The 25435-nt window shown below is 58.1% G+C and carries 25 protein-coding genes; 14 read left to right on the forward strand and 11 right to left on the reverse strand.

The features are described from left to right. Positions 1-156: 156 nt before the first annotated feature. Both dut and coaBC read right to left on the reverse strand, forming a co-directional pair. Entirely contained in the window at positions 157-612 is a 456-nt protein-coding gene (gene dut, locus GYN01_RS09700) for a dUTP diphosphatase (protein WP_048363857.1), read from the reverse strand. A gap of 5 nt (positions 613-617) precedes the next feature. Then, positions 618-1826 carry a bifunctional phosphopantothenoylcysteine decarboxylase/phosphopantothenate--cysteine ligase CoaBC gene (gene coaBC / locus GYN01_RS09705; RefSeq protein WP_048363856.1) on the reverse strand — a complete coding sequence of 403 codons (1209 nt, stop codon included), beginning with the start codon at positions 1824-1826 and terminating at the stop codon, positions 618-620. Positions 1827-1949: 123 nt separating this feature from the next. Between coaBC and radC the strand changes: the two genes are divergently transcribed. Beyond that, complete coding sequence (radC, locus tag GYN01_RS09710) at positions 1950-2624, forward strand: RadC family protein (protein WP_048363855.1); 675 nt, start codon at positions 1950-1952, stop codon at positions 2622-2624. Positions 2625-2627: 3 nt separating this feature from the next. Here the strand turns inward: radC and GYN01_RS09715 are convergent, their stop codons facing one another. After that, positions 2628-4214, reverse strand: coding sequence for an ABC transporter substrate-binding protein (locus tag GYN01_RS09715; RefSeq protein WP_203306947.1), 1587 nt, complete (start codon positions 4212-4214; stop codon positions 2628-2630). 515 nt (positions 4215-4729) lie between these two features. On the opposite strand from GYN01_RS09715, the gene rpmB reads away from it, so the two are divergent. Next, the gene (rpmB, locus tag GYN01_RS09720) at positions 4730-4963 is read left to right on the forward strand and encodes a 50S ribosomal protein L28 (protein ID WP_019410280.1); all 234 of its coding nucleotides are present in this window, start codon (positions 4730-4732) and stop codon (positions 4961-4963) included. A gap of 11 nt (positions 4964-4974) precedes the next feature. Beyond that, positions 4975-5130 (forward strand): 50S ribosomal protein L33, encoded by a 156-nt coding sequence (rpmG, locus tag GYN01_RS09725; RefSeq protein ID WP_003437824.1) that lies wholly within the window; start codon positions 4975-4977, stop codon positions 5128-5130. A 466-nt stretch (positions 5131-5596) separates the two neighbouring features. Here rpmG and GYN01_RS09730 read toward each other — a convergent pair whose 3' ends face one another. After that, on the reverse strand, positions 5597-5890 hold the full coding sequence (locus GYN01_RS09730) for an I78 family peptidase inhibitor (RefSeq protein WP_203306948.1): 294 nt from the start codon (positions 5888-5890) through the stop codon (positions 5597-5599). Between the two features lie 217 nt (positions 5891-6107). Beyond that, complete coding sequence (locus GYN01_RS09735) at positions 6108-6470, reverse strand: cupin domain-containing protein (RefSeq protein ID WP_048363852.1); 363 nt, start codon at positions 6468-6470, stop codon at positions 6108-6110. 237 nt (positions 6471-6707) lie between these two features. On the opposite strand from GYN01_RS09735, the gene GYN01_RS09740 reads away from it, so the two are divergent. Both GYN01_RS09740 and GYN01_RS09745 read left to right on the forward strand, forming a co-directional pair. Next, entirely contained in the window at positions 6708-8201 is a 1494-nt protein-coding gene (locus GYN01_RS09740) for an aldehyde dehydrogenase (protein WP_059765913.1), read from the forward strand. Positions 8202-8374: 173 nt separating this feature from the next. After that, positions 8375-9520: an MFS transporter gene (locus tag GYN01_RS09745; RefSeq protein WP_048363850.1), complete on the forward strand. Its 1146-nt coding sequence runs from the start codon at positions 8375-8377 to the stop codon at positions 9518-9520. 8 nt (positions 9521-9528) lie between these two features. On the opposite strand, the gene GYN01_RS09750 is transcribed toward GYN01_RS09745, so the two are convergent. Both GYN01_RS09750 and GYN01_RS09755 read right to left on the reverse strand, forming a co-directional pair. Next, positions 9529-11055, reverse strand: coding sequence for a phospholipase D family protein (locus GYN01_RS09750; RefSeq protein ID WP_203306949.1), 1527 nt, complete (start codon positions 11053-11055; stop codon positions 9529-9531). A gap of 58 nt (positions 11056-11113) precedes the next feature. Then, entirely contained in the window at positions 11114-12535 is a 1422-nt protein-coding gene (locus GYN01_RS09755; protein ID WP_048363848.1) for an aminotransferase-like domain-containing protein, read from the reverse strand. Positions 12536-12714: 179 nt separating this feature from the next. Here GYN01_RS09755 and GYN01_RS09760 point away from each other — a divergent pair, with 179 nt between their 5' ends. Next, positions 12715-12948: a DUF1127 domain-containing protein gene (locus GYN01_RS09760; protein WP_203306950.1), complete on the forward strand. Its 234-nt coding sequence runs from the start codon at positions 12715-12717 to the stop codon at positions 12946-12948. Positions 12949-12993: 45 nt separating this feature from the next. Here GYN01_RS09760 and GYN01_RS09765 read toward each other — a convergent pair whose 3' ends face one another. After that, positions 12994-14295 carry an NAD(P)/FAD-dependent oxidoreductase gene (locus GYN01_RS09765; protein ID WP_048402084.1) on the reverse strand — a complete coding sequence of 434 codons (1302 nt, stop codon included), beginning with the start codon at positions 14293-14295 and terminating at the stop codon, positions 12994-12996. A 147-nt stretch (positions 14296-14442) separates the two neighbouring features. On the opposite strand from GYN01_RS09765, the gene GYN01_RS09770 reads away from it, so the two are divergent. Then, complete coding sequence (locus GYN01_RS09770) at positions 14443-14796, forward strand: YkgJ family cysteine cluster protein (protein ID WP_048363845.1); 354 nt, start codon at positions 14443-14445, stop codon at positions 14794-14796. Positions 14797-14920: 124 nt separating this feature from the next. On the opposite strand, the gene GYN01_RS09775 is transcribed toward GYN01_RS09770, so the two are convergent. Then, positions 14921-15409: an Lrp/AsnC ligand binding domain-containing protein gene (locus tag GYN01_RS09775; RefSeq protein ID WP_019828215.1), complete on the reverse strand. Its 489-nt coding sequence runs from the start codon at positions 15407-15409 to the stop codon at positions 14921-14923. 156 nt (positions 15410-15565) lie between these two features. Here GYN01_RS09775 and dadA point away from each other — a divergent pair, with 156 nt between their 5' ends. The 7 genes from dadA (at position 15566) to GYN01_RS09810 (ending at position 22723) form a co-directional block, all read left to right on the forward strand. Beyond that, positions 15566-16867, forward strand: a complete 1302-nt coding sequence (gene dadA, locus GYN01_RS09780) for a D-amino acid dehydrogenase (RefSeq protein WP_048363844.1) — start codon at positions 15566-15568, stop codon at positions 16865-16867. After that, positions 16839-17192, forward strand: a complete 354-nt coding sequence (locus tag GYN01_RS09785) for a RidA family protein (RefSeq protein ID WP_048363843.1) — start codon at positions 16839-16841, stop codon at positions 17190-17192. Before dadA ends, GYN01_RS09785 begins: the two co-directional genes overlap by 29 nt. 98 nt (positions 17193-17290) lie before the next feature. Continuing rightward, on the forward strand, positions 17291-18364 hold the full coding sequence (alr, locus tag GYN01_RS09790; protein WP_048402085.1) for an alanine racemase: 1074 nt from the start codon (positions 17291-17293) through the stop codon (positions 18362-18364). A gap of 127 nt (positions 18365-18491) precedes the next feature. Further along, a complete protein-coding gene (locus GYN01_RS09795) occupies positions 18492-19040 on the forward strand; it encodes a cupin domain-containing protein (protein WP_048363841.1) in 549 nt (182 codons plus the stop codon). A 181-nt stretch (positions 19041-19221) separates the two neighbouring features. Continuing rightward, positions 19222-19635, forward strand: coding sequence for a c-type cytochrome (locus GYN01_RS09800; protein WP_048363840.1), 414 nt, complete (start codon positions 19222-19224; stop codon positions 19633-19635). 295 nt (positions 19636-19930) lie between these two features. Beyond that, the gene (locus GYN01_RS22565; protein WP_338053152.1) at positions 19931-20695 is read left to right on the forward strand and encodes an S-type pyocin domain-containing protein; all 765 of its coding nucleotides are present in this window, start codon (positions 19931-19933) and stop codon (positions 20693-20695) included. Positions 20696-20800: 105 nt separating this feature from the next. Then, positions 20801-22723: an acetyl-CoA hydrolase/transferase C-terminal domain-containing protein gene (locus GYN01_RS09810; protein ID WP_048363839.1), complete on the forward strand. Its 1923-nt coding sequence runs from the start codon at positions 20801-20803 to the stop codon at positions 22721-22723. A 62-nt stretch (positions 22724-22785) separates the two neighbouring features. Here GYN01_RS09810 and GYN01_RS09815 read toward each other — a convergent pair whose 3' ends face one another. Further along, entirely contained in the window at positions 22786-23358 is a 573-nt protein-coding gene (locus GYN01_RS09815) for a xanthine phosphoribosyltransferase (RefSeq protein ID WP_048363838.1), read from the reverse strand. 57 nt (positions 23359-23415) lie between these two features. After that, on the reverse strand, positions 23416-25425 hold the full coding sequence (gene rep / locus GYN01_RS09820; RefSeq protein WP_048363837.1) for a DNA helicase Rep: 2010 nt from the start codon (positions 25423-25425) through the stop codon (positions 23416-23418). Positions 25426-25435 lie beyond the last annotated feature (10 nt).

Below are 25435 nucleotides of genomic sequence, written 5' to 3' on the forward strand. Positions count from 1 at the left end.
AGAGTTCGAGAGGCCAATTGGCATCACGGGCCGCATGGCAGAGGGCCGCCATGGGTGCAGGCAATGAAAACGGAGACAACAAGGGCGCGAGCTTCATCCTGAATTACCACGCGATCAGTTCAGGTCGGGCAGGGCGCCCGACCTGATGCAGCATAGTTAGAGGCTGCCGGAATGGCCAAAACCACCTGCGCCGCGCTGACTTTCGTCAAATTCCTCAACCAATTCAAAGTGCGCTTGCACCACCGGCACGAGCACCAGCTGAGCAATACGCTCGCCCACTGCGATATTGAAAGCCGTCTGGCCACGGTTCCAGCACGACACCATCAACTCACCTTGATAGTCCGAGTCGATCAGGCCCACCAGGTTGCCCAGCACAATACCGTGCTTATGGCCCAGGCCCGAGCGCGGCAAAATCAGCGCCGCCAGGCCAGGGTCGCCGATGTAGACAGACAGACCGGTGGGGATCAACAGGGTTTGGCCCGGTTCCAGAACGGTGTCTTGTTCAAGCATGGCGCGCAGGTCCAGACCGGCCGAGCCGGGCGTGGCGTATTGCGGCAGCGGGAATTCGTTTCCAATGCGTGGATCAAGGATTTTGGCTTGCAAAGCGTGCATACGAGTTAAACCTGGTTCAGACGTTCGGCGATAAAAGTAACCAACTGACGGGCAATTTTGCCCTTGCTGGTCTGAGCAAATACGGTGGCGTGTAGCTGGCGATCAATCACGCTGCACGCATTTTCCTCGCTGTTGAAACCAATGCTGGGGTTAGCCACATCGTTGGCCACAATCAGGTCGAGGTTTTTGTCTTTCAGCTTGCGTGCCGCGTAATCAAGCAAGTGCTCGGTTTCGGCAGCGAAGCCGACACTAAAAGGGCGATCAGGACGTGAAGCAATGGTGGCCAGAATGTCTGGATTGCGCACCATTTGCAGCAACAGGCCGTCACCACTCGTAGGGTCTTTCTTGAGTTTTTGCGGGGCTACTACTTCCGGGCGGTAATCCGCGACGGCTGCGGACGCGATAAACACGTCGCACGGGATCGCGGCTTCACACGCTGCCAGCATGTCGCGCGCACTGACGACATCAATACGGGTGACGCGGTCCGGCGTAGGCAAATGTACCGGGCCAGTAATCAACGTGACGCGAGCACCCGCTTCTACGGCAGCTTCGGCCAGAGCAAAGCCCATTTTCCCCGAGCTGTGGTTGGTGATGTAACGCACCGGGTCGATGTTTTCCTGCGTCGGCCCCGCCGTAATCAGCACATGCTTGCCGGTCAGAATCTGACGCTGGAAGCACTCAGCCGCACAACTGACCAGATCGCCAGCTTCAAGCATGCGACCAAAACCCACGTCGCCACAGGCCTGGCTGCCAGAGGCTGGCCCGAAGACCTTCACCCCACGGCTCTGGAGCAACTGTGTGTTGGCTTGGGTAGCCTGATCACGCCACATGGCCTGGTTCATCGCCGGCGCGATGGCCACGGTAGCGTCTGTGGCGAGCACCACGGTGGTCAGCAGGTCATTGGCAATGCCTTGAGCCAGGCGGGCGATCAAGTCGGCCGTTGCAGGCGCGATCAGCACCAGATCAGCCCATTTGGCCAGCTCGATATGCCCCATCGCGGCTTCAGCCGCAGGGTCGAGCAGGTCCAGATGAACCGGGTGCCCGGACAACGCTTGCATGGTCAAAGGGGTGATGAACTCGCTGCCGCCTTGGGTCATCACCACCCGCACTTCAGCGCCTTGATCCAGTAAGCGGCGAACCAGCTCTGCACTCTTGTAGGCAGCAATGCCGCCGCCGACGCCCAAAACGATGCGTTTTCGATACAGCCGCTGCATAGGCCTGCCTTTTAGTTCGATGAGGACTGCGCGGAAAATGGCCAAATGCCACGCAAAAATGATGGGCTAAGATAACACAGCGCCTGCTATGGAACAGCGGCGCTCACAGAACATGGAGTGGTTATGAGCATTAAAGACTGGCCCGCAGCGGAGCGTCCGCGGGAGAAACTTTTAGCGCTGGGATCATCCAGTCTTTCAGACGCAGAACTGCTGGCAATCTTCCTGCGCACCGGTGTTTCGGGCAAAAGTGCCGTGGATTTAGCCCGCCATTTGCTGGCTGAGTTCGGCAGCCTGCGCGCATTGCTTGAAGCCGACCTGGGGTCGTTCAGTCGCCAACTTGGACTGGGGCCCGCCAAGTTCAGCCAGTTGCAGGCAGTGCTGGAAATGGGTCGCCGACACCTGGCAGAACGGCTGCGTCGCGACTCAGCACTTGAGAGCCCGCAAGCGGTGCGCGACTACCTCAAAGCACTGCTGCGCCACGAACCCCACGAAGTCTTTGGCTGCCTGTTTATGGACTCAAAACATCGCATGCTGGCCTTTGAGGTGCTGTTTCGAGGCTCTATCGACAGCGCCAGCGTGTACCCCCGCCAAGTGGTCAAGCGCGCCCTGGTGCACAACGCAGCAGCGGTGATTTTTTGTCACAACCACCCCTCGGGTATCACAGACCCCAGCGAGGCCGACCGCACCCTGACCCAACGCCTCACAGAGGCGCTGGATCTGATCGAGGTGCGGGTGCTCGACCATTTCATTGTCGGTGACGGCGAGCCGCTCTCAATGGTCGAGCACGGCTGGATGTGAGGCTTAAGGCTTAACACTCACTGTCGAAAAGTCCTGGCGACCAAACGGACTCACCTGATAACCCTGTACGTCTTTACGGGTAAGTGCGTAGGCCGTTGGATGCGCCAGCGGCAACCACACCGCTTGCTGCTGAATCAGTCCCTGAGCCTTCTGATACAGCGCACTGCGCTTGTCCTGGTCGCTCAGGGTTTTGCCCTCGCTGATCAGGCTGTCCAGCGTCTTGTCGCAATAGCGCGCAAAATTGGTCCCGGATTTCACCGCTGCACACGAGAACTGCGGCGTCAAAAAGTTATCCGGGTCACCGTTGTCACCCGCCCAGCCCATAAACAGCAAATCGTGTTCGCCCGCTTTGGCCCGGCGAATCAATTCGCCCCATTCGATCACGCGAATATCTGCCTTGATCCCGACCTTGGCCAAGTCCGCCTGCAACAACTGTGCGCCCAGGCTCGGGTTAGGGTTCAGCACACTGCCCATGGGTCGGGTCCAAATGGTGGTACTGAAACCGTCCTTAAGACCTGCTTTAGCCAGCAAATCGCGGGCCTTTTGCGGATCATGGGCATAGCCCGGCAACTGTTTGGCATACCCCCACGTGGTCGCCGGGTAAATACCGTTGGCCGCTTGCGCGCTGTTTTCAAAGACTGCCTTGAGGTAAGTGTCGCGATCAAACGCCAAGTTAATGGCCTGACGCACCTCAGGTTTGTCCAACGGCGGGTGCTGGCTGTTTATGGCCACAAAAGCGGTCATAAACGCGGGTGTTTGAGTGACTTTCAAGGCCGGGTCTTTCGTCGCCGCGTCCACATCCAGTGGCTTGGGCGACAGTGCAATCTGGCACTCATTACGCCGCAGCTTTTGCAGCCTCACGTTGGCATCCGGGGTAATCGCGTAAATCAGCCCGTCCACTGCAGGCTTGCCCGCAAAGTAGTCCGGGTTGGCCTTGTAACGCACCACGGCATCTTTTTGGAAACGCGTGAACACAAACGGCCCCGTACCAATCGGCTGACTGTTCATCAACTCGGGCGTGCCGGCCTTGAGCAACTTGTCGGCGTACTCCGCTGAATAAATCGAGGCAAAGCCCATGCTCAGCGCAGGCAGAAACGTGGAGTCCGGGTGCGCAAGCGTAAAGCGAACAGTTTGCGCGTCCGGGGTTTCGATTTTTTTGATCAGTTGGGGCAACTGCAAGGACTGCGCATGCGGGAAGCCACTTTGCGCAATTTTGTGCCACGCATTGGCCGGGTCGAGCATGCGCTCAAAGCTGAAACGCACATCCTCGGCGCTCAACTCACGCGTCGGGGTGAAATACGCGGTGGTGTGAAATTTAACCCCAGGGCGCAACTTGAAGGTGTACTCAAGGCCGTCAGGGGACACTGACCAGCTTTGCGCCAGGCTGGGCACTAACTTCCCGGCCTGGGCGTCAAAGTCCACCAAGCGGTTCATCAGCACGTCTGCCGACGCATTGGTGGTGCTGAGCGAGTTGTACTGCACCACATCAAACCCTTCAGGGCTTGCCTCGGTGCACACGCTCAATGTGGCAGCGTGCGCCAACGGCGCCAAACAAAAAGTGAGCAATAACGAGGCGGCAGCGAGGCGCATAGTCGGTTTCCTTTGCAAGTCGTTGGCCCATCTGCGTATGCAGTCTGGAAAAGGGCCTACCCTAGTGTTCTGGTGACCAAATGACTACTTTTAAGCGTAGCCCGTTCCCTTTAATCACTTCGAAAACACCCTTTCAGGGCCGCGCAACCCTCCTTTTCTGCTCGCTCAAGGATGACCCTGGCATCCACCGGCGAGGCCTCTGAGCCAATTGCACGGGTATCCGCCCCCTGAAACCTTTCATCTTGCGACGAGCGGCAAGACCCAGTCTGGCATAGGCATCAGGGCGGATTGCCGTTAGAATGCCGCCTTTATTAATCGATGCAAATCACACTGCATGTTGTTGCTCTTTAGTCTTTCTGGTATAAAGCAGCGCTCTTTTCTAGGGGCCCGGTTCCTTCGTTTGTAGGCGTAACCGGTAAGACCCTTAAAGAAACGCGGCGCCTGGCGCCAAATGACTGAGAGATTAAGCGGCCAACCCATGCCGGGTTGGGCATGTGGTTTTAGAGGGCTGAGGCATGTCGAGAGTCTGTCAAGTTACCGGTAAGGGTCCGGTGACTGGGAATAACATTTCCCACGCAAATAACAAAACCCGTCGTCGTTTCCTGCCGAACCTGCAGCATCACCGCTTCTGGGTTGAAGAAGAGAAACGTTTCGTGCGTCTGCGCGTATCTGCCAAAGGCATGCGTATCATCGACAAGCGTGGCATTACTGTCGTGCTGGCCGAAATCCGCCGTGCTGGCAAGATCTAAAGGAGCTAATCATGCGTGAATTGATCCGTTTGGTGTCGAGCGCTGGTACAGGCCATTTCTACACCACTGATAAGAACAAGCGCACCACTCCGGACAAAATCGAAATCAAAAAATTCGATCCGCGGGTTCGCAAGCACGTGATCTACAAAGAAGCCAAAATCAAGTAATTGGTTTTTCTTCTTTACGAAAAAGGCCCGTATCTCACGATACGGGCCTTTTTTGTATCTATCTGCCAAGGCTTTGAAGCTCGGTAACAGGTGCCGATGATTCAGGGGAACGGATACCCCTGCCCAACCTGAACCACTTTTATCATCAAGATGCCGTCCTCACCCGAGCTGCTTTCACTCAGATACGGGAAGCCCTTTTCGTACAACCGCTTAATCGCACGCCCCCTGAGGCTGCGCAAGATTATGCTGTTGAGCCAATCCGCTTGGGCTAAATGTGTGGGCTTACCAGCCATCGTTGGCTTTAAAGATCGTTGAGTCATCCAGACCCGCACCGATCCGATGCTTGAACATCCGGGTGTCGCGCCAGTAAAGCTATGCCCTGGAGCTGTAACCCTGCGTGTACTCCATATCCATATGGAACTTCCCGCTCAGCATTGGGCTTACCGATCAATGCGCAGCGTTATCCTCAGCCGCACAGGTATCGCACCAAGATATTGTTTTTATCTACGATCACGCGCAGGCGGTTCGGGTTCACCTCCTGGGTGAATATGTCACCCGGCTTCTCGACCCGTGCCAATGTTGCGCCGGACTCCTTGCGCAGCATTTCCAGCAGCGCTGGCGTGACCTCAGGGGCAACTAAAAAGTTAACGGTGAACGCTTTGCACTGGCCTGCCTGGGCAGCCATTGCAGGCATGGAGCAAGCGCCCAGAACAAGACTGATCGCCAAAACTAAACGAGTAACTGCGTTGAAATTGAACATATAAAGCTTCCTTGTTTAAACACTTCAGAGATTTGGGTTCACGCTCGGGCCGTACGTTCCATTCACACCCTGCGCACCTCAAAGACTGGCCCAGATCAACGCTGACGGTGTTGCCGACGTATGTCTAAATTTGTACCGATACACGTAAATGACGAACACAAAAAAAGCCCCGTAATCAATCGATACCGGGGCTTTAAATAGCTCTAAATCAATGAGTTCAGGCTTTTGGTTCAAACACTACGTAAATTTTCCGACATGGCTCCAGCACTTCCCACGTCCCTTTGAATCCAGCTGGGATGACAAAGCGATCACCCGCTCTCAGTGTCTTAGCGTTACCTTCCTTGTCACGCAGAACAGAAACGCCCTGCAAGATTTCGCAATATTCATGTTCGGTGTAATTGACTGTCCACTGCCCCACAGCTCCTTCCCACACCCCGGCATTCATTTGCCCACAAGGGCTGTCGTAATGGTTGTGGATAACGTGTTCGGGATCTCCTTTGAGCACCTTTTCAGGTGCCGGACGAAAACGTTCGGCCTCTGTGTTGGTCGTGCTGAAATCGACGATGTTTTCGATGCTCATGGTGTTTGTCCCCCCGAAATTGCGGCATGTGTGATCAGAAAGACCAAAGTCTATGTTTATTAAAACGAACAAGCCATGCCGTTTACGGCACCTGTGTCAAATATATTGAAAGTCCCACAGCCACTGGTTTAGGGTGGCGCATGTCTTGTGCCGATCACATTGGTGGATCGGACAGCATTCCTGACGTGCCACGTGAAAGCCGTGGTGCTTTTTTATTAATAAGAGGAGGACACTCGAATGACCACCCTGACGCGTGCTGACTGGGAACAACGTGCCCAACAGCTGAAAATCGAAGGTCGCGCTTACATCAACGGTGAATACACCGCCGCGGTCTCCAATGAAACATTCGAGTGCCTCAGCCCGGTCGATGGCCGTTTGCTGGGCAAGGTTGCCAGCTGCGATAGCGCAGATGCGCAACGCGCCGTCGAAAATGCGCGCAAAACATTCGATTCCGGCGTTTGGTCGCGCCTGGCACCCGCCAAACGCAAGGCCACCATGATCCGCTTTGCAGGTCTGCTCAAGCAAAACGCTGAAGAGCTGGCGCTGCTTGAAACCCTGGACATGGGCAAACCGATTTCTGACTCACTGGGCATCGACGTCCCGGGCGCCGCCAATGCGCTGAGCTGGAGCGGCGAAGCCATCGACAAGATTTACGACGAAGTGGCCGCGACCCCGCACAATCAACTGGGCTTGGTGACTCGCGAACCCGTGGGTGTTGTTGCGGCTATCGTGCCGTGGAACTTCCCTCTGATGATGGCCTGCTGGAAGCTTGGTCCGGCGCTGTCCACCGGTAACTCGGTGATCCTCAAACCGTCCGAAAAATCGCCTTTGACTGCAATCCGCATCGCCGCACTGGCCGTCGAAGCCGGTATTCCGGCTGGCGTGCTCAACGTCCTTCCGGGCTATGGCCACACGGTGGGTAAAGCACTGGCGCTGCACATGGACGTCGACACACTGGTGTTCACCGGCTCGACCAAAATTGCCAAGCAGTTGATGGTGTACTCCGGCGAATCCAACATGAAACGCGTGTGGCTCGAAGCGGGCGGTAAAAGCCCGAACATCGTGTTCGCCGATGCCCCGGACCTACAAGCCGCCGCCGAGTCAGCCGCCAGCGCTATCGCCTTCAACCAGGGCGAGGTTTGCACCGCCGGTTCGCGCCTGCTGGTCGAGCGTTCGATCAAGGACACTTTCCTGGCACTGGTGATCGAAGCCCTGAAAGGCTGGAAACCGGGCAACCCGCTGGACCCCGCCACTAACGTGGGTGCGCTGGTCGACACGCAGCAAATGAACACCGTGCTGTCGTACATCAAGTCGGGCCACTCCGAGGGCGCCAAGCTGGTGGCGGGCGGTAACCAAATCCTGAAAGAAACAGGCGGCACTTACGTCGAACCGACCATTTTTGACGGTGTGAGCAACGCGATGAAAATCGCCCAGGAAGAAATCTTTGGCCCCGTGCTGTCGGTGATTACCTTCGACACGGCTGAGGAAGCTGTACAGATCGCCAACGACACGCCATACGGCCTGGCGGCAGCGGTCTGGACTGCCGACATCTCCAAGGCTCACCTGACCGCCAAAGCCCTGCGCGCTGGTAGCGTGTGGGTTAACCAATACGATGGCGGCGACATGACGGCACCGTTTGGCGGTTTCAAGCAATCGGGCAATGGTCGTGACAAATCGCTGCACGCGTTCGACAAATACACCGAGCTGAAATCCACCTGGATCAAGCTGTAACACGCAAGCCCCGTAGCTGTTGCCCGCTTTGAGCAACGGCTACGTCCGGTAAAACGCCTGTGGGAGCGAGCTGGCTGGCGATGAACGTACCGAAAGGTATGTAAATCGTTAGCCAGCTCGCTCCCACAGCTGTTTTGCACCTTTGAGTTCACGTTATCCACAGGAGCACACCCATGCGTTGGGCGACTTATTTCGCCGTACTCGCCTCAGTCCTGAGCGTCGGGTTGGCGCTGGGCGTCAGCATGCCGCTGGTGTCGTTGCGGCTTGAAAGCTGGGGCTACGGCGGCTTTGCCATCGGTGTGATGGCCGCCATGCCCGCCATTGGCGTATTGGTCGGTGCCAGCATCGCCAGCAAACTGGCAGCGCGCTTTGGCACGCCGGGCCTGATGCGTCTTTGCCTGTGGTGTGGCGCGCTGTCCATCGGTTTGTTGGGGTTGCTGCCCAGCTATCCGGTCTGGCTGGTGCTCAGATTGCTGATCGGCGTAGTGCTTACGGTGATTTTTATTCTCGGCGAGAGCTGGATCAATCAACTGGTGGTCGAGCAATGGCGAGGCCGTTTGGTGGCGTTGTATGGCTGCGCGTACGCCCTGAGCCAGCTGTCCGGGCCGCTACTTTTGGGTCTGGTGGGTTCGCAAAACGACTACGGTTTCTGGATCGGCGTGGGTTTGCTTACGCTTGCGCCCTTGCTGCTGATGGGGCGCGATGGCGCACCCACAACCGAGTCATGCAGCGTCACCTTCAAGGATCTGCTGGTTTTCTGCCGCGGCTTACCCGCTATCGCCTGGGCCGTCGCGCTGTTCGCCGCGTTTGAAGCGATGATTCTGACCCTGCTACCCATCTACTGTCTGCGCCAGGGGTTTACGGCCGATATCGCGCTGGCGATGGTCAGCACCGTGGTTGTGGGCGATGCCTTGCTGCAACTGCCCATTGGTGCACTCGCCGACAAACTCTCACGCCGTACATTGTTCACCGGCTGCGCGGTGCTGTTGATGCTATCGAGCCTTGCGGTGCCGTTGCTGCTCAATACCTTGCTGATATGGCCGCTGTGGGTGATTTTCGGCGCCAGTGCGGGAGGCTTGTTCACGCTGTCGCTGATCCTGATCGGTGAACGCTACCGCGACGACGCGCTGGTTCGTGCCAACGCGCACGTGGCCCAGTTGTGGGGCATTGGCTGTCTGATCGGGCCGCTGGCGGCAGGGGCGGGCAGCCAGTGGATCAGTGGGCATGCGCTGCCGTTGTTCATGGCCGTCGGCGCATTGGGCTTGGTGATATTGGTGCTGCGCCAAGGCGCGTTTGGCGCCGAACAATCACCCGCCTGACCCCGTCGCTAGAGCATTTTTTCCAAACCCACGCGCGTGCTGAACCACGCATTGAGCCGGCGCCACCCACTGCCCGGCTCATGGGTCAAGGTGTGCAATTGCCCGTTGTCTTCGGTTTGCCACACAATCGAGCCTTCGCGCAGCACCGGTTGATAACTCAATGCCGGGGACATGCCTTGCAGCGCAAGCTCTCGGGCCTGCGCAGCGAGTGCGGGACTGTCCACCAGCACCCCGACTTCGGTGTTCCACAAGCCCGAGCGCGGGTCGAAATTGAATGATCCGATAAAGGATTTTCGCTGATCAAAAATCATCGCCTTGCTGTGCAGGCTCGAATCCGAACTCAGGCTGGTCTTGAACAAGTGCGGGCCACTGCCGCCGGTGCTGCCCGGTTGACGACGCAGCTCAAACAGCTTGACCCCATGCTCAAGCAACGCCTTACGGTACGGCGCATAGCCACCGTGCACCACGGGCACGTCCGTGGCCTCCAGCGAGTTGGTCAATAAACGCACATCAACCCCGGCGTCGGCTCTGCCGGTCAGGTAAACCAACCCGATTTCACCCGGCACAAAGTAGGCCGACACCAAAATCAACTCTTTGCTCACACCGGCAAGGTCCGGGGCCAGTTGAGTGGTCAGCAGCAAATGCGGATCTGGCTCATCCTTGGCCAGCACCTTGCTCGGTGCGTCCCACAACGCCTGATTCCAGGCCCAGATCAGCTCGTTGCGCCATACCTCCATTTGCGGGCGGGTCTCATACGCAGCCAACTCCTGATACAAGCCGGGGTTGCGTCGCTGCGCCTTTTGCAAAGACGCCTCCAGCTCTTTGCGCGCCTTGGACAGTTCGCGCCTGGACAACCGCGACGAGACAAAATCGCCAATCGGCTGGCTCAATGCGCTGTTCCAATACTGGTCGAAACTGTGCCCCAATTGCTCAGCCACCGGGCCAACGCTCAATAAGTCGATATCTGTGAAGTTCAGGTCGGGCTGAGCATCGAAATACTCATCGCCCAAATTACGCCCACCGACAATTGCGACACTGTTATCCGCCAACCAAAGCTTGTTATGCATGCGCCGGTGTTGACGCGACAAATTGAACAGCCGCCCCATTGCCCGCGTTACGCCAGTACCTCGACCTAACTGCAAAGGGTTGAACAGACGGATCTGCACATTGGGGTGCGCGGCCAAGGTGGCCAGTAATTCGTCCAGCCCGTCACTGGCGGTGTCATCGAGCAACAGCCGCACACGCACCCCGCGATCAGCCGCTTTGAGCAGCTCGTCCACCAGCATGCGCGTGCTCAAGCCGTCGTGGACAATGTAGTACTGCAAGTCGAGGCTGGTTTGCGCGTTGCGAATCAGCTCGGCCCGCGCGCGAAATGCCTCGCCGCTGTTGGGTAACAGGCGAAACCCCGAGCGCCCCTGATACGGCGCTGCCTGCGCCTGGATCGAGCGACCAAAGGACGAATTCGCAGCTGGCATGGCCTGGCTCGGTTCGCGAGGGACGTCCATGCTGGCGCAGCCTCCCAGCACAACACTCATGATTAATACACACAGTGATTTCAACGGGGAGCGCCTCGGACCAAACGTTGCAAAGAAGTTAAAGGGCGCCGGCCAACAGCTTAGTGGCCGCCAGCCCGACCTTGCGCACGGCGTCCTCGATCTGGTACGCAGGCTTGGCCGCGTAGTTCATGCGCAAGCAATTACGGTACTTGCCCGACGCCGAAAAGATACTGCCCACCGCGATCTGCACGCCTTGCTCTAACAGCGCGCGATTGAGTCGCAAACTGTCAAAACCCTCTGGCAACTCAAGCCACAGCATGAAACTGCCTTGGGGCCGACTGGCCCGCGTGCCGGCTGGAAAGTAGCGACTTACCCAACCCAGCATCAAGTCGCGATTACGCTGATATTGGGTGCGCATTTTCCGCAAATGTGGCTCGAAATGCCCATTCTTCAAAAAGTCGGCAATGGCCAGTTGTGGCTGCGGCGCGGTGGAACCGGTGCAGATGTATTTCATGTGCAGCACCCGTTCCAAATAACGCCCCGGTGCGACCCAGCCAATGCGCAAACCCGGCGCCAGGGTCTTGGAAAACGAGCTGCACAGCAACACCCGGCCATCGTCGTCGAACGACTTGATCGTGCGCGGGCGAGGGTAGGTGTAGGCCAACTCGCCATAAACATCGTCTTCAATGATGGCCACATCAAAGCGCTGCGCCAATGCGACCAAAGCCTGCTTACGCGCCTCGGGCATGATGTAGCCCAACGGATTGTTGCAACTGGGGGTGAGCTGGATTGCCTTGATCGGCCACTGCTCAAGCGCCAGTTCGAGCGCCTCAAGGCTGATGCCGGTGAGCGGGTCTGTAGGAATTTCCAGCGCCTTCATGCCTAACCCCTTGAGGGTTTGCATGGCGCCATGAAAACTCGGCGAATCGACCGCCACAATGTCGCCCGGCTCACACACGGCGCGGATGCTGCACGACAGCGCCTCGTGGCAGCCGGTGGTAATCACCAGCTCGTCAGGGCCTAACTGGCAACCCGAGTCGAGCAGCAACCGCGCCAGTTGCTCGCGCAGGGCAAGCACGCCGTGAATATTGTCGTAATACAGGCCGGGCAGGTCCTGACGACGACTGATTTGCGCCAGGCTGCGCAACAGCGGCTTGAGGGTGGGCGTGGTGACGTCCGGCATACCGCGCCCCAGCTGGATCACATCTTTGTGCGGCACCGACCGCACCAACTCCAGCACTTGTTCCCACTGCGAAATTTCCACCGGGCGTTGAGCCGGCTTGCCCATCCCCGGCAAGGCGGGAAGCTCACGTTCCATAGGCACAAAGTAGCCAGACTTGGGCCGCGGCGAAGCCAATCCGTTGTCTTCCAGCAGCCGATACGCCTGCTGAACGGTGCTCAAACTCACCCCGTGCTCGGCACTTAAGGCACGCACGGAAGGCAGACGGTCACCGGGGCGATAAAAACCCTGCTCGATACGCGTGCCAAGTAAGTCAGCGAGGTTGACGTAAAGGGTCATGGCAGCACTCTGGGCAAGGTAGCGAACAAAAACCATGACAGATGGGGCGCAAAACGGGGATTCAGCCCCCGAAAAGCATCATCTGTATGCACGTAAAAACAGTTTGCTGAATCTGTCATGGTTTTCACGACAAGGCCATCATTTTGCTCTGAGCCAACGAGTCAACAAGGAGCCTGGTCATGAATGGTTTAAGCGATGTACGCCTGACGCTGCACGCCCCGCAATTGCAGGATGAGCAGCACGTGTTTCAGCTGATTAAAGCCCCGGCGGGCCTGAGTGGCTGGGGCCTGATGTGGCACCGCTCTCGTACGCGTCGCGCACTGCTCGCACTGGACGAGCAACAATTGCGCGACGTGGGGTTGAGCCGGGCGATGGCCCTGCGTGAAGGCTGCAAACCGTTCTGGCGCTCTTGAACACACGTCGTGTAGTCGCTGCCTACGGCCGCGACTACACCCTATTTAGCGCAGCTCTTTCAGCCGATGCCACAGCATGCCGAGCGCCAGCAGGGGCGAGCGCAGGTACTTGCCGCCAGGGAAGGTGATGTGCGGGACTTTGGCAAACAGGTCGAAGCCGTCGCTGTGCTGGCCGCTGATGGCCTCGGCCAATAGCTTGCCCGCCAAATGCGTGGCATTCACCCCATGCCCGGAATAAGCCTGAGCGAAGTACACGTTCGGCTGATCGGGCAAACGGCCAATCTGCGGTAAGCGGTTGGCACCAATACCGATCATGCCGCCCCATTGATAGTCGATTTTCACGTCTTTTAGATGAGGGAATACTTCGAGCATTTTCGGCCGCATGTAAGCCGCAATGTCCTGTGGGTCACGTCCTGAATAATGGCAAGCACCACCGAACAACAAGCGCCGATCGGCCGAAAGGCGGTAGTAGTCCAAGGCCACGCGCTGATCGCACACCGCCATGTTTTGCGGCAACAGGGCGTGGGCCTGCGCTTCGCTCAACGGTTCGGTGGCGATGATGTAACTGCCAGCCGGCAGCACTTTGCCACTCAATTGAGGGTTGAGGTCTTTAAGGTAGGCGTTACAGCCCAGCACCACGCTGTTGGCGCGCACAGAACCTTGAGCGGTGTGCACGCGCACTTGCGGGCCGTAATCAATGCGCGTCACTGCGCTGTGTTCGAACAGCTTGACGCCCAACTGTGCCGCTGCACCCGCTTCCCCCAACGCCAGATTGAGCGGGTGAAGGTGCCCCGAGCCCATGTCGACAAACCCGCCCACATAACGATCAGACCCCACCACACTGCGCACTTCGTTGGCCTGCAACAATCGCGTCTCATGGCGATAACCCAAACTGCGCAATTCGTCTGCTTCTTCGGCAAAGCCTTCGAGGTCGCGAGGCTTGTTGGCCAAATCGCAATATCCCCAGGTCAGGTCACAGGCGATATTGAAGCGTTCAACACGCTGGCGCACGATTTCCACGGCTTGCAGCCCCATCAGCTTCATCTGACGCACACCGTCCTTGCCGATGATGCCTTCAAACTGCTCAAGGCCATGCCCCACGCCACGTATCAGTTGCCCGCCGTTACGCCCACTGGCACCCCAGCCGATCTTGTACGCTTCAAGCAAGATCACGCTCATACCGCGCTCGGCCAGTTCCAGCGCCGTGTTCAACCCGGTAAAGCCCCCGCCCACTACGCACACATCGGCCACATGTTCGCCTTGCAGCACCGGATGATCGGGCTGCGGCAAGCTGCTGGCGGCGTAATAAGAGGCGGTGTGCTGGCTGCGCTGAACAGGGGCGTTCATGTGCGTGATCCTGATTATTTGTGTTTGGAAAATTTGACGGAGCATAAGCCGTGCCATTCACATGGGGCAAGAACAGCTGGACGGCGCTGTCTAGGGCAGGGGTTTTCAGGCAGACTCTGCGGCCTTTTAAAAATCGGTACGCCCTGGATGAGCTGCAACAGCCATAAAATCCGCTTTCTGCGCCAGCAAATACCATCGTTTGAGTGCGTACCGGGTTGCCATGACTGCTGCGGACCGGTGACCACCTCGTCTGAAGAAATGGCGCGCTTGCCGCGCAAGACCGCCGCCGAGCAGGAAGCGGCCATGGACGAGCTGAACTGTGTGCATTTGGGCCCCAACGGCTGCACGGTGTACGAAGAACGCCCGCTGATTTGCCGCCTGTTCGGCACCACACCAACCTTGCCTTGCCCCAACGGGCGCAGACCGGTGGAGTTGATCCACCCCAGCGCTGAAAAATTGGTGCATGAATACATCGCCAGTACGCGGCAGGTATTGGTCTAAAACCCCCAAAGCCCCTCACCCTAACCCTCTCCCGGAGGGAGAGGGGAGTAAAAGCAAAAGCAGCTCAGCTCCCCCCCCATCCGCTTCCCATCCCGCAGGGAGAGGGCTGGGGTGAGGGCCGCTGTTAATCCGCAATCGGCAAATTCAGGCTCTCTTTCACTTCTTCCATCACGATGTAGCTTTTGGACTCGCGCACATGGGGCAATTTCAACAAGATATCGCCCAACAGTTTGCGATAGGACGCCATTTCGCTAATGCGCGCCTTCACCAGATAGTCAAAGTCCCCCGACACCAAATGGCACTCCAATACATGGGGAAGCTTCAACACGGCCCGTCGGAACTCATCAAATGTATCGCCAGATTTGTAATCGAGGCTGATCTCGACGAACACCAGCAAACTGCCCTGCAAATGCTGCGGATTGAGCCGGGCGTTGTAGCCCATGATGATCCCTTCGCGTTCCAGCCTGCGCACCCGCTCGGTACAGGGCGTGGTAGACAGCCCGACCTTCTCTCCCAGCTCGGTAAACGAGATCCGGCCATCGGCCTGCAAGATGCGCAAAATGTTGCGATCAATCTTGTCCAGCTCACGCTTTGTTTGATGATTTGTACGCATAGGAGAATCTCCTTTGTCAAAAGCGTTTTGGCCGAGAATTGTCGCCAAATATAGCCGTTTATACAGTGAATTCCACTAGCCAATGGTTCCTATACTGCGCCCATCTTCGCTTTGAACAATAAACGTCTGCGGCTGGCCGCGATGAGGGATATAAATATGCGAGTTATGGTATTGGGTGGCGGCGTTATTGGTACTGCCAGCGCCTATTATCTGGCCCGAGCCGGTTTTGAAGTGGTCGTGGTCGACCGTCAGCCAGCCGTAGCAATGGAAACCAGTTTTGCCAACGCAGGCCAGGTCTCGCCAGGCTATGCCTCGCCGTGGGCCGCACCGGGCGTGCCGCTCAAGGCCATCAAATGGTTGCTGGAGCGCCACGCGCCTTTGGCGATCAAGGCCACCGCCAATATCGACCAATACCTGTGGATGGCGCAGATGCTGCGCAACTGCACCGCGAGCCGTTATGCCGTGAACAAAGAGCGCATGGTGCGCCTGTCTGAATACAGCCGTGACTGCCTCGACGAACTGCGCGCCGAAACCGGCATTGCCTACGAGGCCCGTAACCTGGGTACGACTCAACTGTTCCGCACCCAAGCGCAATTGGATGGCGCAGCCAAAGACATCGCCGTACTCAAAGAGTCTGGCGTGCCCTACGAACTGCTCGACCGCGCTGGCATTGCCCGCGTTGAGCCGGCGCTAGCCAATGTGACCGACATTCTGGCGGGTGCCCTGCGCCTGCCGAACGATCAAACCGGCGATTGCCAGATGTTCACCACTCGCCTGGCCGAAATGGCAAAAAACCTTGGCGTCGAATTCCGCTTCGGTCAGGACATTCAGCGCCTGGACTACGCAGGCGACCGTATCAACGGCGTAATGATCGACGGCAAGCTCGAAACCGCAGACCGCTATGTGCTGGCACTGGGCAGCTACTCTCCACAGTTGCTCAAGCCGCTGGGCATCAAGGCGCCGGTCTACCCGCTCAAAGGGTACTCGCTGACCATTCCGATCACTGACCCGAACATGGCGCCGACGTCGACGATTCTCGATGAGACCTACAAGGTCGCGATCACCCGCTTCGATAACCGCATCCGCGTCGGTGGCATGGCTGAAATCGCCGGTTTTGACCTGTCGCTTAACCCGCGTCGGCGCGAAACCCTGGAGATGATCGTCAACGACCTTTATCCTTTGGGCGGCGATTTGAGCCAGGCCAGCTTCTGGACCGGCCTGCGTCCAACCACCCCCGATGGCACCCCGATTGTGGGCGCGACCCCGTTCAAGAACCTGTTCCTGAACACCGGTCACGGCACACTCGGTTGGACGATGGCGTGTGGTTCCGGCCGCTACCTGGCGGACGTCATGGCGAAGAAAACGCCGCAAATCAGCACCGAAGGCCTCGATATTTCCCGTTACGGCAACCCACAGGAGACTGCAAAACATGGCAATCCAGCGCCAGCTCACCAATGAACGCATGAGCCAAATCGTTGCCCATAACGGGACGGTTTACCTCTCAGGGCAAGTGGGTGACGACATGAATGCGGGCGTAGAGCAGCAAACCCGCGAAACCCTGAAAAATATTGAGCATTTGCTGGATATCGCGGGCACCGACAAAAACCACATTTTGTCAGTCACCATTTACCTCAAAGACATTGATGCCGACTTTGCGGGCATGAACAGTGAATGGGACAAATGGCTGCCAAAAGGCGTGCAGCCCGCTCGTGCCACGGTTGAGGCCAAGCTGTGCGAACCCGAAATTCTGGTCGAGCTGTCGGTGATTGCAGCGCTGCCGTAGGTTTTTTGCTCCTGTAACAGTCCCTCTTCCGGTGCAGCACGCAGTGAACGCTGCGGGTGAGCGCCGGTTTTTTATTCAACAGCCGTTAGAAGCCCGCCATGCGCCCAGCCCGTGCCCTGATCGACCTTCAAGCCCTGCGTCACAACTACCAACTGGCCCGCGAAGTGACGGGCGCCAAAGCCCTTGCCGTGATCAAGGCCGACGCTTATGGCCACGGTGCCGTGCGGTGCGCCCAAGCGCTTGAAGCGCAGGCCGACGGGTTCGCCGTCGCGTGCATTGAAGAAGCGCTGGAGTTGCGTGCGGCTGGTATTGGCGCCCCGATCCTGCTACTTGAGGGGTTTTTCACTGCCGATGAACTGCCGCTGATCGTTGAACACGATTTGTGGTGTGTGGTGCATTCGTTGTGGCAACTGGACGACATCGAGCAGGCCCGCCTCGCCAAACCGATCAACGTGTGGCTCAAACTCGACTCCGGCATGCACCGCGTGGGCCTGCATCCCTCGGACTACAAGGCTGCTTATCAGCGCCTGCAAGCCTGTGCCAACGTCGCAAAAATCGTCCTGATGAGCCACTTTTCGCGGGCCGATGAGCTGGGCTGCGGCCGCAGTGATGAACAACTGGCGGTGTTTCAGGCCGCCCGCGCCGAGTTGTCGGCTGAAGTCAGCTTGCGTAACTCCCCCGCCGTGCTCGGCTGGCCCCAGGTCCCGAGCGATTGGGTACGCCCTGGATTGATGCTTTACGGCAGCACGCCGTTTGAAGAGTCGCAGGTGCTTGCCGAGCGCTTGCAGGCGGTCATGACGCTGGAATCCAAAGTGATTTGCGTGCGCGAACTACCCGTAGGCGAACCCGTGGGCTACGGCGCCAAATTCGTCACCGACCGTCCCATGCGTATCGGCGTTGTGGCCATGGGTTATGCCGACGGTTATCCGCGTCAGGCACCTACGGGCACCCCCGTGTGGGTGGCCGGTCAACGTAGCCGGTTGCTGGGCCGCGTGTCGATGGACATGTTGTGCATCGACCTCACCGATGTGCCACACGCAGGGCTGGGTTCGACCGTTGAACTGTGGGGTAAAAACATCCTCGCCAGTGAAGTGGCGGCCCACGCTGAAACCATTCCTTACCAGATCTTTTGTAACTTAAAACGCGTGCCACGCCTCTATTCCGGGAGCTGATGGGCTACGTGCAAGGTGCGGGGCCAAACGGGCGCACAGGATTGAAGTCGAAGTGTTGTAAATACTGAACGCTATCGCCATGATGGCGCCAATTCGACCTGAATCTGAACCCTAGGAGGCTCCCGCATTGGACGTCGGTGAACGACTGCAATCCATCCGCAAACTGAAAGGGCTATCTCAGCGTGAACTCGCCAAACGGGCGGGCGTCACCAATAGCACCATTTCAATGATCGAAAAGAACAGCGTCAGCCCCTCGATCAGTTCGCTGAGAAAAGTGCTGAGTGGCATCCCCATGTCTATGGTCGAGTTCTTTTCCGAAGAAATACTTCAAGAAAAACCCACGCAGATTGTCTACAAAGCCAATGAGCTGATCGACATTTCGGACGGTGCCGTGACCATGAAGCTGGTCGGCCGCGCCCACCCCAGTCGCGCCATTGCCTTCCTGAACGAAATTTACCCGCCGGGCGCCGACACTGGCGACGAGATGCTGACCCACGAAGGTGAAGAAACCGGCATTTTGGTGGAAGGTCGCCTTGAGTTGACCGTAGGTCTTGAGACCTTCGTGCTTGAAGCCGGTGACAGCTACTATTTCGAAAGCGCCAAGCCGCACCGTTTCCGTAATCCGTTCGACGTCGCGGCGCGACTAATCAGCGCAGCCACCCCGGCGAACTTCTAAGAACTGAGGCGCCCTGCACGCCTTGCAGAGGCCGCCCGCGTTGCATTTCGCCACTTATAAGACCCCTTCTACTTTAGGGTTGTTTCAGAGTGGCGGGCTAACCGTTATACTTTCGCCGCCCGCGAAACCGTGGTTGTGGGCGTGACTAGCCACCATTGAGGGTGAACGCGTGAACCTAATTATGAAAATGCTGGCCGTACCAGCAACAGTAGTGGCCCTATGGGCAGTCAACGCTCAGGCAACAACGAACGATGACATTGCAAAACGCCTTGAACCGGTCGGTAAGGTCTGCATTCAAGGGCAAGAATGTAAAGGGATGGAAGTGACGGCCTCTGTGGGCGGCGGCGGTGGTATGTCGGCTGATGACATCATCGCCAAGCATTGCAGCGCTTGCCACAGTACCGGGCTGCTGGGCGCACCGAAAATCGGTGACACCGCTGCCTGGAAAGAACGTGCTGATCACCAGGGCGGCCTCGACGGCATCCTGGCCAAGGCCATCACCGGTATCAACGCCATGCCGCCAAAAGGCACGTGCATGACGTGCTCCGATGAAGACCTGAAAGGCGCCATCGAGAAGATGTCTGGTTTGAAATAAACCGATCTCCTGCAAAAAAGCCGCTGATGGGCGGCTTTTTTGTGCCTGTTTTCCAGGTCACCACTGTGCGCCTTTATCCCCGCCCCCCTCCGAACAATTGAAATGCCCGGTTACAAACCCACTTAAGCATCTCAGAATCCTCCTACATGCCCCGTACCGGCGCTTGGCTAGCATCACGACAACCTCCAGCCAGTGAATCACGCTTGTGTACGAAACCTGCGTCGCTACCCTTCACCCGCGTTGCCCATGTGCCGCGTGCCGCCAACAACACAAGGCCGCACAAACGCATACAGCCGTGGCCAAAGCACCCGTCAGGCTGACCCGGGGCTGCGTGTTCGCCAAGTCATGTGCATTGCCTGACGGGCTGATGGACTTCAACAACTACAACGACTTTGTACCCGTCGAAGCGCTGACCCAGTACGGCGCCTATGCCGTACTGGGCACCACCGTCAAGGCCAGCCATACAGACACACCCTTGCAATGGATTGGCGGCTCAACCAGCGCCAGGATCTTTGGCGCACGCCTGCAGGGAACGCTATCGGCCACGGCACTGCCACAAACCAACGTCATCGTTACCGTGTTGATGCCCAGCACCAATTCAGGCGACAGCGCCTTTTATCGCGCCGAGCAATACGCCCACCTCACCGATGGCAACACCCGCGTGCGCTTGAACGTCAAACGCCTGTCAGACGGTTCGGTGAGCGCCTACGGTTTTTATACGGGCACCCAATCCCAATGGCAGCGCGTACCGGTGATTGCCGCGCAAGCACGCGGCGATCAACGGGTTGCAGACATGGGCCGCGGCATCGAAGTCATCTGGACGCCGGCCGCAGACCCCGCGTCAGTCATGAGTATCCCGGCGCTCGAAGGCGTCACGCTGAACCCGACGGCCTGGGTATTCCCGCCAACCGAACAGGCCAACAAGATTCTGGTCAACCCAGTGCATCCACCGGACTATCAGGATGCGATTGTCTGGTTCCCTGAGCACCCGCACAGGGCACCCTTCTATTTATCAATCAACACCCGCATGCTCAAACGTGAAGACGACCCCAGCGCCTGATAAACGCGCTGTTCCTGTTCTGATCAGTGAAGGCAGGGTTACAGTGCAACCAACACCCGTCACGCTCAGTCACATCTCTACACATGGATGGTTTAGGAGGATCAGATGGTGCAGTCCTGTTCAATCGAATGCGCAGTGGATGACGTGCTGGCGCGGCTGCCCCCGCATATCCACCTGGGTTTGCCGCTGGGCCTGGGCAAGGCCAACCGTTTCGTCAACGCGCTGTATCAGCGCATCAGGCAACTGCCCGAGCGGCATTTGACGATCTACACCGCACTCAGCCTGGGTCGGCCGGCGTTGGGTGAAGGGTTGCAGCGCCAATTTCTGGAGCCCTTCATTGAACGGGTTTTCGGCGATTACATCGAACTGGATTTCCTTGGCGACTTGCACCGCAACACCTTGCCCCACAACATCCATGTCGAACAGTTCTTCATGCAACCGGGCAGCCTGCTCAACAGCCCGCCCGCCCAGCAAGATTACGTCAGCAGCAACTACAGCCATGCCGCCCGCGACATCAACGCTAGCGGCCTGAACCTGGTGGCGCAACTCATCGCCCGCGACCCGCAGGATGCCAGGCGCCTGAGCCTGAGCTGCAACCCCGACATCACCCTCGATTTACTGCCGATGATCGCCAAACGCCGCGCCGCAGGTGAAACCATTTTGCTGCTCGGCCATGTGCACGCAGACTTGCCCTTCATGCCCGGCGACTCAGAGTTACAGGCCGAGGATTTTGACCTGCTGATCGACGAAGATGAACGCACCACACTGTTTTCGACGCCCAACATGCCGGTGAGCACGCAAGACCACTTCATCGGGTTGCACGCCAGTACCCTGGTACGCGACGGCGGCACCTTACAGATCGGCATTGGCGCAATGGGCGATGCTCTGGTGGCGGCTTTGTTGGCGCGTCAGGCCGATAACGCGGGTTATCGCGCGTTGCTCGATGAGGTGGACGTCACGCCCTGGGGCACGCTCATCGAGCGCGAAGGCGGGCTCAATCCTTTCGCTCAGGGCCTGTACGGATGCAGTGAAATGTTCGTGCACGGGCTGATGGTGCTCGCGGACGCAGGCATTGTGCGGCGCAAGGTGTATGCCGATGAGGAGCGTCAGGCGCAGGCCAATGCCGGCACGCTGGACGAAAGCCTGCACACCGATGGCGTCTGCGTGCATGGCGGTTTCATCCTCGGCCCCGCCAGTTTTTACCAGCGCTTAAGAGAACTGCCCCACAGCAGACGCTGTGAATTCAACATGACGGCTATCAGTTTTATCAACGAGCTGTACGGCCAGGAAGCACTCAAGCGCCTGCAACGGCGTGATGCACGGTTTGTGAACAGCGCATTCACCATGACCCTGCTCGGCGCCGGTGTAGCCGACCAGTTACAGGACGGCCGCGTGCTCAGCGGCGTGGGCGGGCAATACAACTTCGTCGCCCAGGGCCACGCGCTGCATGACGCACGCTCGGTCATTATTCTGCGCAGTTGGCGCGAGTCGGGCGGGGAGGTGAGTTCCAACATCGTCTGGGAGTACGGCCACTGCACCATCCCGCGGCACTTGCGCGACATCGTGATCACCGAATACGGGATTGCCGATCTACGTGGCAAGACCGACCGCAAGGTCATCGAAGCCTTGCTCAACATCACCGACTCGCGTTTCCAGACCGAACTGATCGAGCAGGCACAGCAGATCGGCAAATTGCCCAAGGACTTCTGCCTTGATCCGCGCTTTGCCGACAACAGCCCAGAACGCTTGCAGGCGATAGCGGCGCGCCACCCGCACTTATTTCCCGAATACCCGCTGGGGAGTGATTTCAGCGCACAGGAACAAGACCTGCTGCGAGCCTTGAACTGGCTCAAGAGCAAATTCAAACTCACGCAAATCTACGAACTGGGCAAAGCCACCCTCGACGCACCGTCGCCGCAAGCCTTCGCGCAACACCTGGAACGCATGCAACTGGCACACCCCAGTGGCCTGCGCGAAGAGCTGTATCAGCGCTTGCTGCTGGCAGGGTTACAGGCCACGGCCAAATAGCAGACACCGCTCTTCGTAGCAGCTGGCGAAGGCGGCTGCTACGAAAGCAGGGGCAAGCGGACTTAATCGATAAAGGTCACGTGGCCGTCTGCCAGGGATTTAACCCGGGCCAGCGACTCAACGCGATAACCCTGCGCGTCCAGTTCGGCACGGCCGCCCTGAAACGACTTCTCGATCACGATGCCCAGACCTGCAACAGTCGCGCCCGCTTGTTTGATGATCGAAATCAGCGCCTGCGAGGCTTTGCCGTTCGCCAGGAAGTCGTCGATCACCAGCACGCGGTCGGTGCTTTTGAGGTGACGCGGCGAGATCGCAACGGTGCTTTCGGTCTGCTTGGTGAAGGAGTACACCGTGGCCGTCAGCAGATTTTCAGTCAGGGTCAACGACTGGTGCTTACGGGCAAAAATGACCGGTACGCCCAGGTTCAAGCCCGTCATCACAGCCGGGGCAATGCCCGACGCTTCGATGGTGACGATCTTGGTGATGCCCGCATCCTTGAACAAACGCGCGAACTCGTCGCCGATCTCTTTCATCAGTTGCGGATCGATCTGATGGTTCAAAAAGGCGTCGACCTTCAAAACCTGATCGGAAAGCACGATGCCTTCTTCGCGAATTTTCTTGTGCAGTGCTTCCAACGTAACGTCCTCAAATAGCGCTTATGCGCTGAAGGTAGAATGAAAAAATAGTCGATTTTAGCGTTTAAGCATGGCGCGTATATCGGCCAATGCTGTATTTCCGCGAACCGCTTTAACTTCGGTAGGGGTGTCGTCGTTGCCTTCCCAGGCCAGATCGTCCGGCGGCAACTCATCCAGGAAGCGACTCGGCGCACAGTCGATGATTTCGCCGTACTGCTTACGCTTCGCTGCAAAGGTAAACGCCAGTGTCTGACGGGCGCGGGTAATACCCACGTAGGCAAGACGCCGTTCTTCTTCGATGGTGTCGGCTTCAATGCTGGAACGGTGCGGCAGGATTTCTTCTTCCATGCCCATGATGAACACGTAAGGGAATTCCAGCCCTTTGGACGCGTGCAACGTCATCATCTGCACGCCTTCGGCGCCGTCTTCCTCTTCCTGCTGGCGTTCGAGCATGTCGCGCAACACCAGCTTGCCGATGGCTTCCTCGACGGTCATGGCGCCGTCTTCGTCTTTTTCGAGGGTGTTTTTCAACGCCTCGACCAAGAACCAGACGTTGGACATGCGGTAGTCCGCCGCCTTCTCACTGGAACTGTTGGTGCGCAGCCAGTTTTCGTAGTCGATGTCCATGATCATGCTGCGCAACGCCGAGATCGGGTCTTCGCCCGAGCATTGCTGGCGCACACGGTCCATAAACCGTTTGAACCGCGCCAGGCGGTCGGTGTAGCGCGCATCGAGGTGCTCGCCCAGGCCGATTTCGTCGGTGGCGGCGTACATCGAAATTTTGCGCTCGGTCGCGTAGTTACCGAGCTTTTCCAGTGTCGTAGAACCGATCTCCCGGCGTGGGACGTTGATCACGCGCAAAAACGCGTTGTCGTCATCCGGGTTCACAATCAAACGGAAGTAGGCCATCAGGTCTTTCACTTCCTGACGTCCGAAGAAGCTGTTGCCGCCTGACAGACGATAAGGAATCTGATGGTGCTGCAACTTCAGCTCAATCAGTTTGGCCTGATAGTTACCGCGGTACAGGATCGCAAAGTCGCTGTACGGCCGGTCAGTGCGCAGGTGCAAGGTGAGGATCTCGACCGCCACCCGCTCGGCCTCGGCGTCTTCGTTGCGGCAACGAATGACCCGCACCTCATCGCCGTGGCCCATTTCGCTCCACAGCTGTTTTTCAAAGGCATGCGGGTTGTTAGAAATCAGCACGTTGGCGCAACGCAAAATACGGCTGGTGGAGCGGTAGTTTTGCTCCAGCATCACCACTTTCAAGGACGGGTAATCGTCCTTAAGCAGCATCAGGTTTTCCGGGCGGGCGCCGCGCCAGGCGTAGATCGACTGATCGTCATCGCCCACCACGGTGAACTGATTGCGTGTACCGATCAGGTACTTGACCAGCAAATACTGGCTGGCGTTGGTGTCCTGATACTCATCCACCAACAGGTAGCGCACCTTGTTCTGCCACTTTTCGAGGATGTCGGCGTGTTCTTCGAACAGCTTCACCGGCAGCAGGATCAAGTCGTCAAAGTCCACGGCGTTGTAGGCTTTGAGAGTGCGCTGGTAGTGGGTATAAACGATCGCGGCCGTTTGCTCTTTGGGGTTGCGGGCGTTTTCCAGCGCCTGAGGCGGCAGGATCAGGTCGTTTTTCCACGAGCCGATCATGTTCTTGATTTCGTCGACCCCGTCGTCGCCCGAGTATTCCTTTTGCATGATGTCAGTCATCAGCGCTTTGACGTCCGCTTCGTCAAAGATCGAAAACCCCGGTTTGTAGCCCAGCCGCGCGTGTTCCTTGCGGATGATATTGAGTCCCAGGTTGTGAAAGGTGCTCACAGTCAGGCCCCGGCCTTCGCCCTTTTTGAGCAACGTGCCCACCCGCTCCTTCATCTCGCGCGCGGCCTTGTTGGTAAAGGTCATGGCGACAATGTACTGAGCGCGCACGCCACAGTTCTGGATCAGGTGCGCGATTTTGCGGGTAATCACGCTGGTTTTGCCGGAGCCTGCGCCGGCGAGCACCAAAAGAGGGCCGCCGACGTAGCTCACGGCTTCTTGCTGCCGGGGATTGAGTCGGGACATGACGGGTCAG

The sequence above is a fragment of the Pseudomonas weihenstephanensis genome, from assembly GCF_016812185.1.
Lineage (GTDB): Bacteria > Pseudomonadota > Gammaproteobacteria > Pseudomonadales > Pseudomonadaceae > Aquipseudomonas > Aquipseudomonas weihenstephanensis.